1 protein-coding gene is annotated in these 1,244 nt (G+C 65.2%); it reads left to right on the top strand.

Going from position 1 to position 1,244, the window contains the following annotated elements; translation table 11 throughout:
- A partial coding sequence (locus H2510_RS20535) for a pyridine nucleotide-disulfide oxidoreductase (protein ID WP_186630125.1) occupies positions 1–1,244 on the top strand: 1,244 nt, incomplete at both ends.

Here is a 1,244-nt window from a genome sequence, read left to right as displayed (position 1 = left end):
CGCGGCGTCAGCGTCGATCTGTTCGAACGCATGCCCGCCCCCTTCGGACTGATCCGCTACGGCGTCGCACCAGATCACCCCCGCATCAAAGGCATCATCACCGCCCTGCACAAAGTCCTCGACAAACCACAGGTCCGCCTCCTCGGCAACATCGACTACGGCACCGACATCACCCTCGACGACATGCGCCGCTTCTACGACGCCGTCATCTTCTCCACCGGCGCCAACGCCGACCGCGACCTCAACATCCCCGGCATCGACCTCGACGGCAGCTACGGCGCCGCCGACTTCGTCTCCTGGTACGACGGCCACCCCGACGTCCCCCGCACCTGGCCACTGAACGCGGAAAAGGTCGCTGTACTCGGCGTCGGCAACGTCGCCCTCGACGTCGCACGCGTCCTCGCCAAAACCGGCGACGAACTCCTCCCCACCGAAATCCCGGCCAACGTCTACGCCGGCCTGAAAACCAACAAGGCCATCGAGGTCCACGTCTTCGGACGCCGCGGACCCGCACAGGCAAAATTCACCCCCCTCGAGCTCCGCGAACTCGACCACTCCACCAACATCGAAGTGATCGTCGCCCCCGAGGACATCGACTACGACGAAGGCTCCGAAGCCGCACGTCGCGGATCCAAGCAGGTCGACATGGTCGCCAACACCCTCCAGGACTGGGCCATCCGCGACGTCGGCAACCGCCCGCACAAACTGTTCCTGCACTTCTTCGAATCCCCCACCGAAATCCTCGGCGAAGACGGCAAAGTCATCGGCCTGCGCACCGAACGCACCGAACTCGACGGCACCGGCAACGTACGCGGCACCGGCAAATACAACGACTGGGACGTCCAAGCGGTCTACCGCGCCGTCGGATACCTCTCCAAGAACATCGCCCAACTCCCCTTCGACGACCAAGCCGGCACCATCCCCAACGAAGCAGGCCGCGTACTCGAATCGGCAGACTCGCACACCGCGGTACCGGCGACCTACGTCACCGGCTGGATCAAACGCGGACCCGTCGGCCTCATCGGCCACACCAAAGGCGACGCCAACGAAACCGTCGCCAACCTCCTCGAGGACGCACCGAACTTCACCGCCGCCCCCGAGCCCACCGAGCAGGCCGTCACCGACTTCCTCGAGAGCAAGAAAGTCCCCTTCACCACCTGGGACGGCTGGTACCGCCTCGACGCCCACGAACGCAGCCTCGGCGAAACCGAAGGCCGCGAACGCGTCAAGGTCGTCGAGCGTGA

Source organism: Rhodococcus sp. BP22 (assembly GCF_014281965.1).
Lineage (GTDB): Bacteria > Actinomycetota > Actinomycetes > Mycobacteriales > Mycobacteriaceae > Rhodococcoides.
The sequence above is the reverse complement of the archived record's forward strand: the minus strand, read 5'-3'. Positions and strand labels throughout refer to the sequence as shown.